This window comes from Lentzea sp. NPDC055074, from assembly GCF_053608005.1.
In genome coordinates, this window is record NZ_JBSGUQ010000018.1 from 70703 (window position 1) to 79612 (window position 8910).

General features: G+C 71.1%; 8 protein-coding genes. 5 read left to right on the top strand and 3 right to left on the bottom strand.

Translation table 11 applies throughout. The annotated features are described in order from the left end of the window. Positions 1 to 3: 3 nt before the first annotated feature. A complete protein-coding gene (locus ACWF7A_RS32965) occupies positions 4 to 1176 on the bottom strand; it encodes an acetoin utilization protein AcuC (protein WP_452254413.1) in 1173 nt (390 codons plus the stop codon). 61 nt (positions 1177 to 1237) lie between these two features. On the opposite strand from ACWF7A_RS32965, the gene ACWF7A_RS32970 reads away from it, so the two are divergent. Beyond that, the gene (locus tag ACWF7A_RS32970; protein WP_452254414.1) at positions 1238 to 1843 is read left to right on the top strand and encodes a hypothetical protein; all 606 of its coding nucleotides are present in this window, start codon (positions 1238 to 1240) and stop codon (positions 1841 to 1843) included. A 15-nt stretch (positions 1844 to 1858) separates the two neighbouring features. Here the strand turns inward: ACWF7A_RS32970 and ACWF7A_RS32975 are convergent, their stop codons facing one another. Next, complete coding sequence (locus ACWF7A_RS32975) at positions 1859 to 2710, bottom strand: sulfurtransferase (protein ID WP_452254415.1); 852 nt, start codon at positions 2708 to 2710, stop codon at positions 1859 to 1861. A 78-nt stretch (positions 2711 to 2788) separates the two neighbouring features. Here ACWF7A_RS32975 and ACWF7A_RS32980 point away from each other — a divergent pair, with 78 nt between their 5' ends. The 4 genes from ACWF7A_RS32980 to ACWF7A_RS32995 are packed head-to-tail and all read left to right on the top strand — an operon-like array spanning position 2789 to position 7665. Continuing rightward, positions 2789 to 3484: an iron dependent repressor, metal binding and dimerization domain protein gene (locus tag ACWF7A_RS32980; RefSeq protein ID WP_452254416.1), complete on the top strand. Its 696-nt coding sequence runs from the start codon at positions 2789 to 2791 to the stop codon at positions 3482 to 3484. Beyond that, positions 3481 to 4656 carry a galactokinase gene (gene galK, locus ACWF7A_RS32985; protein WP_452254417.1) on the top strand — a complete coding sequence of 392 codons (1176 nt, stop codon included), beginning with the start codon at positions 3481 to 3483 and terminating at the stop codon, positions 4654 to 4656. The genes ACWF7A_RS32980 and galK overlap by 4 nt, the downstream gene beginning before the upstream one ends. 36 nt (positions 4657 to 4692) lie before the next feature. Further along, positions 4693 to 5655 carry a UDP-glucose 4-epimerase GalE gene (gene galE, locus ACWF7A_RS32990; RefSeq protein ID WP_452254418.1) on the top strand — a complete coding sequence of 321 codons (963 nt, stop codon included), beginning with the start codon at positions 4693 to 4695 and terminating at the stop codon, positions 5653 to 5655. Positions 5656 to 5661: 6 nt separating this feature from the next. Further along, positions 5662 to 7665, top strand: coding sequence for a S9 family peptidase (locus ACWF7A_RS32995; protein ID WP_452254419.1), 2004 nt, complete (start codon positions 5662 to 5664; stop codon positions 7663 to 7665). On the opposite strand, the gene ACWF7A_RS33000 is transcribed toward ACWF7A_RS32995, so the two are convergent. After that, positions 7635 to 8675 carry a DUF4192 domain-containing protein gene (locus ACWF7A_RS33000; RefSeq protein WP_452254420.1) on the bottom strand — a complete coding sequence of 347 codons (1041 nt, stop codon included), beginning with the start codon at positions 8673 to 8675 and terminating at the stop codon, positions 7635 to 7637. The two genes, ACWF7A_RS32995 and ACWF7A_RS33000, sit on opposite strands and share 31 nt — an antisense overlap. Between the last annotated feature and the right edge of the window lie 235 nt (positions 8676 to 8910).

Sequence of the window (8910 nt, forward strand, 5' to 3'; positions counted from 1 at the left end):
GTGTCAGTCCCTGGGGTCGTCGGGATCGAGTCCGTGCAACGGGAACACCGCACGCCGGGTCTCGCGGACCGCCTTGTCGACCGGCTCCTCCACGTCCCCGCCCCACGGTTGGTACCCAGCCTCGCACCCATCAGTCATGGACGCAGGCAAAGGCCAGTCAGGTGCGATCCGTGTCGCATGGGCGACCCAGTCCGCCGGCAACGGCCGGTTCGGGTCGACGTCGCGGTCCAGCACCGTGGCCAGCAGGTGCGTCCACGACCGCGGCACGACCCTGAGCAGCTCGTACCCGCCGCCCCCGAGCGCGAGCCACTTGTACCCGTGCTCGGTGACGAGGTCCCGGAACGCCTGGTAGATCGCCCGATGCCCGTCGACGCTCAACGCCAGGTCCGCGAGCGGGTCCTCCTTGTGCGTGTCGACACCGCACTGCGTGACCAGCACCTGGGGCCGGAACGCCCGCAACAACGACGGCACCGTCGCGTGGAACGCCCGCATCCACCCGCCGTCCCGCGTGCCGGCGGGCAGCGGCACGTTGACCGCGCTCCCCTCGGCCCCGGCGCCACCGACCTCACCGGCCCACCCGGTACCGGGCCACAGGCTCATCGGATGCTGGTGCAACGAGATCGTCAGCACCCGCGGGTCGTCCCAGAACGCCGTCTGCACCCCGTCCCCGTGGTGCACGTCGACGTCGACGTAGGCGATCCGCTCCACCCCGCTGCGCAACAACCACTCGATCGCCACAGCACAGTCGTTGTAGACGCAGAACCCGGCCGCACTGTCCGGCATCGCGTGATGCAACCCACCGGCGATGTTGACGGCCCGATCCGCCTCCCCCGACGCGATGGCCCGAGCCGCCGCCAGCGACCCACCGACCACCAACGCCGAAGCCTCGTGCATCCGCTCGAACACGGGGTTGTCCGCGGTCCCGAGCCCGTGCCCGACGTCCCACCCGGCCGTGGGCGCCGCCTGCACCGCGCTCAGGTACCCGGGCTTGTGCACCAGCTCGATCTCTTCGTCGCTGGCGGGCTCGGGCGCCCGCATCTCCACGCCGTCCAGCACCCCGAGCGCAGTGGCGAGCCGCACGGTCAGGTCGAGCCGGACCGGATTCAACGGATGGTCGCCACCGAGGTCGTACCCGAGGAAGGACCTGTCCCAGACAACAGCGGCTGGCTTACCCATGCCCAGCAACCTACAGTCGCGAACCCGGAACCGATCTCACCGAACAGGGGTCAGAGGCGACATGCACCTGAGACCAGCGGCCATCCTCCTCGCACTGGGCCTGACCCTCGCCGCCGTCTCGGGCTGCGCGGAACAGGTCAAGGGCACCGCATCGGCCGACGCCAACGCGACCCAGGAGCCCGCCACCCCCACTACGACCCCGAAGAGGCCGTCCACCAGCACCGCGGCCTCCAAGCCGACGAGCCCCACCATCGCCCAGAAGCAGGGCGATGTGAAGATCACCACCAAGAAGAAGGCGGCCGGCCTGGAGACCTGCGGCGTCCTGAAGTCCGCGGACATCGAGGCGGCCACCGGCGGCAAGTCCTCGGCGGACGGCGGCTGCATCCACACCATCGCCGACCCGTCCGCCGTCATCACCCAGATGGTCACGGTCCCGGACGTGGCGGACCAGGGCGGCGAGAAGAAGCAGATCGAGATCGGCGGCAACACCGCGTGGCAGGTCAGCCCGGACAAGGGCGACTGCCAGGTCACCGTCATGCTGACCGACGACCCGAACGCCATCACCACGGCCTTCTCGGTGAGCGTCCTGGCCATCGACGAGCTGGACACCTGCGCCATCGCCCTGAAGCTCGCCACCGAAGGCTTCAACCGCATCCCCGGCGCCTGAGACCACCCGACCGACTCACCCGCCGGTAGCGACCTCCCGGTCCAACGCACACCAGTTGGACCACGACCCGGCGTACAAGGCCGCCGGCTTCTCGGCCGACGTGATCCCCGCGACCTCCAGCGCGAGCACCACCGACGAGGCGGTCACCCCAGACCCGCAGTACGCCCCGACGGCCACACCACCCGACACCCCGAGCCCGGCGAACCGCGCGGCCAGCTCCTCGGGCCCGAGCCACCGCCCGTCCGCCCCGACATGCCCGGTGGTCGGCGCGTTGAGCGCCCCCGGAACGTGCCCGGCCTTGGGGTCCACCGGCTCGGTCTCGCCGCGATACCGGGCGGCGGCCCGAGCATCGAGCAGCACACCCTCCGAAGCGAGCACCGCAGCCCCGTCCGCGTCCAGCACGGGCATCTGACCAGGCCGCACCACCACGTCACCGGCGGCATCCCCCGTCAGCGGCTCCGGCACGTCCGCGGACACCGGCAGCCCGGCCGCCTCCCACGCGGCGAACCCGCCGTCCAGCACCGCGACCTCACCGAACCCGGCCCACCGCAGAAGCCACCACACCCGAGCCGCGACCGACCCGTCCCCCGCGTCGTACGCCACGACCTGGGCACCCTCACGCACGCCGGCGGCGCGCAGCACCTCCTGCAAACGCTCCGGATCCGGCAGCGGATGACGGCCCCCGACACCGGGCGGAGCGGACAACTCGGTGTCCAGATCCACGTACACCGCGCCAGGCACGTGGCTGACCTCGTAGTCTTGGCGTCCGGGTGGTCCACCGAGACGCCACCGGACGTCCAGAACGACGGTGGCCGGACGCGCACTCAGCGCCTCGGCGAGGGCCTCAGGAGTGATCAAGGGATGCACGGCTCACATCCTGCACCCGCGCGGACACCTGTGTCCCCCGGCACGACTACCATTGACACCATACGAAGGGGAGCGGGTGTGAACGACCTCATCGACACCACGGAGATGTATCTCCGCACGATCTACGAGCTCGAAGAAGAGGGCGTGGTGCCCTTGCGCGCCCGCATCGCCGAGCGCCTGGGCCAAAGTGGACCGACGGTGAGCCAGACCGTCGGCCGCATGGAACGCGACGGCCTGGTGGTCGTGGCGGAGGACCGCCACCTCGAGCTCACCGAGCAGGGCCGCAACCTCGCGATCGCCGTCATGCGCAAGCACCGGCTCGCCGAGCGCCTCCTCGTGGACATCATCGGGCTCGAGTGGGAGCACGTGCACAGCGAGGCATGCCGCTGGGAGCACGTGATGAGCGAGGCTGTCGAGCGCAAGCTCATCAAGCTGCTCGGCAACCCCACCACCTCGCCCTACGGCAACCCGATCCCCGGCCTCGACAAGCTGGGCGACGGCGAGCCGGCCCCGCCCGCCGAGGCGGACCTGGTGCGCGTGGACGAGGTGGCCCGCCGTGGTGGCGGCCGCGTCGAGATCCGCCGCATCGCCGAGCACGTCCAGCTCGACCCTGACCTCATGGCCGAGCTCAAGGACGCCGGCGTCGTGCCGGGCGGCACCGTGGAGGTCGGGGCGCTGGGTGGCGCCAAGGTCATCCAGGTGCGCGGCGGCAACGGCAACACGGCAGAGCTCGACCCCGCGGTCGCCCACGCCGTCCTGGTGCTCGCCCGGTGACCCAGGCGACCACACCGGCCGCGAAGGCGGCAGAGGCGTTCGAACGCCAGCACGGACGTGCTCCCGAAGGGGTCTGGTCGGCGCCTGGCCGCGTCAACCTCATCGGCGAGCACACCGACTACAACGACGGCTTCGTGCTGCCGTTCGCGTTGCCCCACCGCATCGCGGTCGCGGCGTCGCCCCGCACCGACGGCGTGATGACCGTCAGCACGATGGGCGACGACGGCGGGGTGCAGGTGGCTGACCCGGTCGTGGTGGCCGACCTAGTCCCCGGCACCGTCAAGGGGTGGGCCGCGTACCCCGGTGGCGTCGCCTGGGCCCTGCGCGAGCAGGGGATCCCCGTCACCGGTGGGGCGGACCTCGTCATCGCGGGCGACGTGCCTGCGGGGGCCGGTCTGTCCTCCTCGCACGCCCTGGAATGCGCTGTCGCGCTCGCCTTGCTCGGCCTCGCCGGCGTCGACGCCGAGCGCACGGACATCGCGCGCTGGGTGCAGAGCTCCGAGAACGACTTCGTGGGCGCTCCGACCGGCATCCTGGACCAGACGGCATCGCTGTGCTGCATCGAAGCGCACGCCCTGTTTTACGACGTGCGCTCCGGCAAGCCCGAGCAGGTCGCGTTCGACGCGGCTGCCAGCGGACTCGAGGTCCTCGTCATCGACACCCGCGCGAGCCACGCCCTCGTCGACGGCGGCTACGGCGCCCGGCGGGCGGGCTGTGAGCGTGCGGCCGGCATCCTCGGCGTCCCCGCGCTGCGCGACGTCGACATCGCCGAGCTCGACCAGACGCTCGTCCGGCTGCCCGAAGAGCTGCGTCCGCTGGTGCGGCACGTCGTGACCGAGAACGACAGGGTCCTGCGCACCGTCGAGCTGCTCCGCACGGGCCGGCTCGCCGACGTCGGGCCTCTCCTGTCGGGCTCCCACACGAGCCTGCGGGACGACTACCGGGTCTCGTGCCTCGAGCTCGACGTCGCCGTCGACTCCGCGATAGCGGCGGGCGCCCTGGGCGCCCGGATGGTCGGCGGCGGTTTCGGCGGCTCGGCCATCGCCCTCGTGCCCGTCGAACGGCACGACGAGGTCGAGCGGTCCGTGCTCGCCGGTTTCGCCTCGCGCTCGCTCACGCGGCCGAGGCTCTTCACTGCGGTTCCGTCCGCGGGCGCGGGCCGGGACCGGTAGCCAAGAACGATCTCGAACAGGAATGCGAGGACTGTGGTGAAGCTGCTCGTCACGGGCGGGGCCGGATACGTCGGCAGCGTGTGCGCCGCCAGGCTGCTCGAAGCCGGACACGAGGTGGTCGTCCTCGACGACCTCTCCACCGGCCACGAGGACGCCGTCCCCGCGGGAGCGCGCTTCATCCGGGGTGACATCGCCGAGGTGATCGGCGATGTCCTCGCGGAAGGGTTCGACGGTGTTCTGCACTTCGCGGCGAAGTCCCTCGTTGGCGAATCCATGCAGGACCCAGGCAAGTACTGGACGGGCAACGTCCTTACCGCGATTCGCCTGCTCGACGCGATGAAGGAACACGGCACGCCGAAGCTCGTCTTCTCCTCGACTGCCGCGACGTACGGCGAGCCGCGGGAGGTGCCGATCCCCGAGACCGCCCCCACCGCGCCGACCAACACCTACGGCGCCACCAAGCTGGCGATCGACCACGCGATCACGTCGTACGCCGCCGCGCACGGCCTGGCGGCGACGAGCCTGCGGTACTTCAACGTCGCCGGCGCCTACGGCAGCATCGGCGAGCGGCACGCGACCGAGACCCACCTGATCCCGCTCGTCCTGCAGGTCGCGCTCGGGCAGCGCGACCACATCTCGATCTACGGCGAGGACTGGCCCACCGAGGACGGCACCTGCGTCCGCGACTACATCCACGTCCTGGACCTCGCGGACGCCCACCTCCTCGCGCTCGAGAACGCCACCGCCGGCGAGCACCGGATCTACAACCTCGGCAACGGCACCGGCTTCTCGGTCAAGCAGGTCATCGACACCTGCCGCGAGGTCACCGGCCACCCGATCCCCGCCGTCGTCGCCCCGCGGCGCGCCGGCGACCCGGCTGTCCTCGTCGCGTCCGCCGAGCGGGCCCGCGCCGACCTCGGCTGGAAGCCCGAGCGCGCCGACATCACAGGCATCGTCCGCGACGCGTGGGAGTTCACCCGCGCCCGGCACGGAGCCTGAGCCGGGATGACCGACTTCGCCTCCTTCGAGAGCTACAACGCCACCGCGCGGCTCGCGTCGCTCGCGCTGTCCCCCGACGGCACCCGGCTCGTCACGGTCGTGTCCACGCTCGCGCCGGACGGCAAGACGTGGCAGGGCGCTCTCTGGGAGGTCGACCCCACCGGGGAGCGGGAGGCCGTCCGGCTCACCCGCTCCGCCAAGGGCGACTCCTCCCCCGTGTTCGCACCGGACGGGTCGCTGCTCTTCCTCTCGGCCCGCCCGGATCCGCTCGCGAAGCCGGGCGAGTCCAAGGACAAGAAGGCGCTGTGGCGGCTTCCGGTCCGCGGTGAGGCCGCCGAGGTGCTGCGGCCGGGTGGCGGAGTCGGTCAGCTGCGCGCCGCTGGCGAGACGGTGCTGTTCACGTCGTCGGCGTACCGCTTCACGGAGTTCGGCGACGAGGACGACGCCAAGCGCAAGGCCCGCGAGGACGCCGGCGTGACCGCGATCCTGCACGAGTCGTACCCGATCCGGTACTGGGACTCGGACCTCGGCCCGGCCTACCCGAGGCTCTTCGCGGCGCCGCTCGCCGCCGTCAACGCCGAGACGATCTCCGCGCTGAGCGAGGACTCCGCGAGCCGGCTCAGCGACGAGGACGTCGCCCTTAGTCCGGACGGGCAGTGGGCCGTCCACGGCCACCACGCCGATGTCAGCGCCTCCTACGGCCGACGCACCGAGCTCCATGTCGTGCCCACGAGTGGCGGCGCGGCGCGGACCATCGCCTCCGTGGAGGGCTTCTCCTTCCACGGTACGACTTTCACGCCCGACTCGTCCGCTGTGATCACGATCCGGTTCCGCGACTCCACCGCGGACGACCCCCACCGGCGTGACCTGGTACGCGTCGACCTGGCGGACGGCTCGATCACGCCACTGGCGCCCGACTTCCAGGAGGAACCGGACCACCCGGTGGTGAGCCCGGACGGCTCCGCGGTCTTCTTCACCGCGAGCCACCTCGGCCACCAGCCGCTGTGGCGGCTGGACCTCGCGACCGGCGAGGTCACGAAGCTGACGGTCTCCGGTTACTACAGCGACCTGGTCGTGAGCCCGGACAGCAAGACGCTGTACGCGCTGCGCAACTCGATCGACCACCCGCCACAGCCGGTGCGGCTCGCCGCCACCGGAGCCGACCAGGACCCGGAACGGCTGCGGGCGCCTGGTGCCCTCGCCTCCGTGCCCGGCACCCTCACCGAGATCTCCACCGTCGTCGCCGACGGCAGGACGGTCCGGTCCTGGCTGGTGCTGCCGGAAGGTGCTTCCGCCGACTCCCCCGCACCGCTGGTCCTGTGGGTCCACGGCGGTCCGGTCATGAGCTGGAACGGCTGGACCTGGCGCTGGAACCCGTGGCTGATGGCCGCCCGCGGCTACGCCATCCTGCTGCCGGACCCCGCCCTGTCGACCGGGTACGGGCCCGACTTCATCAAGGCCGGCTGGGGCCGCTGGGGCGCCGAGCCCTACACCGACCTCATGGCCATCACGGACGTCGCCGTCGAGCGGGCCGACATCGACGGCTCCCGGACCGCCGCGATGGGCGGGTCGTTCGGTGGCTACATGGCCAACTGGATCGCCACCCAGACCGACCGGTTCCGCGCCATCGTCACCCACGCGTCCCTGTGGCACCTCGACGCGTTCTCCGGCAGCACCGACAGCTCCTACTTCTGGATGCGGGAGATGGGCGATCCCCTCACGCAGCCGGAACGGACCCTGGCCAACTCCCCACACCTGCGGGTGGCTGACATCAAGACCCCGATGCTGGTCATCCACGGGGACAAGGACTACCGGGTTCCCATCGGGGAAGGGCATCGCCTGTACTTCGACCTCGTCCGACACGGGGTCAACGCGAAGTACCTTTATTACCCAACCGAAAACCACTGGATCCTCACCCCCGGCAACTCTCGGGTCTGGTACGAGACGGTGTGGGCGTTCCTGGCCGAGCACGTCCTGGATCAGGACTGGGAGCGACCCGAACTGCTCTGAGCGCGGCCGAGCAGCTCACGGGCGCTGTCCATGTACTTCACGGACAGCGCCCGCATCTCCGAAGGCGGGAACGCGGCGCTGACGGCGGCTCGGATGAGCTTGCTCAACGTGTGGCCGGGACAGGCCTCCTCGGCGACGTCGAGCGCGACGGACGCGATCCCTCCGTCGCCGCGCTGATAGGCGTAGAAAGCGAGCAGGCACGCGGGTTCCGCTCGTTCCGGCGCCGGGGTGGCCCTGGTGAGCTCGAGCCACAGGCGTTCGGCGAGCCTGGATCTGGGCTGCACCGCGAACCCCATGCTCGCGTCGCGCACGTCGGGTACCGCCAGCGCCCTCGCCAGAGCGACGATCTCCTTGTCCGGCAACGATCCCTTGCGGTGCTCGACGGCGTCGATCGCGTCGCTCACACGCCGCAGCTCCGTCCTCGGGTCGGCGTCGGCCGAGGCCGTCATGAGCTCGTCGAGCAGCACGGATCTCCGCTCCAAGGCCTCGGGCGGATCCAGAGTGAGGATCGCGGCCATGGCCGCGCGCGACTCGAACGTCACGTTGCCCTCGTGTGCCGACGCGGCGGCCACAGCGGACAACTGGGGGTCCGGCAACGTCCCGTGGCAGTCGACGTCGAGGTAGCACAACCACTGCGCGTCCTTCTGGCACGACGGCAGCCACACAGCCTCGACGACGTCGATACCCACGCCGCCCAACTCGTGTCTGAGGACTTGGACCAGTGGCTCGTGCGGCAGTTCCTCGGGCATGTGCTCAGACGGCGGGCACACGACGACGAGGATCACCTCGGACGCGCCCTGTTCTTGCAGAGGGCCTTCCAGCTGGGCCGCTAGGAGGCCTCGATGTCGTGGGCGTGGAAGGTCGACGCGCATGGTCATGCTGACCAGATGGTCCTTCAGCACCAGCACGACCAGCGAGTCGGCCGGGTGGAACCCCATCAGGTGCGGGATCGCGGCGTAGAGATCACCGGCGTCGCGAACTCGGATCGGCTTCGAGAGGGTTGAGGGCATGGGCTCACTGTGGGCGCTGGGGCCGGGTGGTGAGCCGGGTCTGGCGTGAGGTTGTGGACAACTCGGCGGTTGTGGACAGGTTGAGATCTTGGAGCGCTCGGGAGCGGGGTTCTGTCGGGGGTGGGTGCTAGGTTGCCGCGGGTGGGGCCCCGGAAGGCCCAGCCCCGCGGCCACCCCATAAGAAACCAAAAACCGGGGCCCCCCCCCCCCCACCCCCCACACCACCCACCGCCCG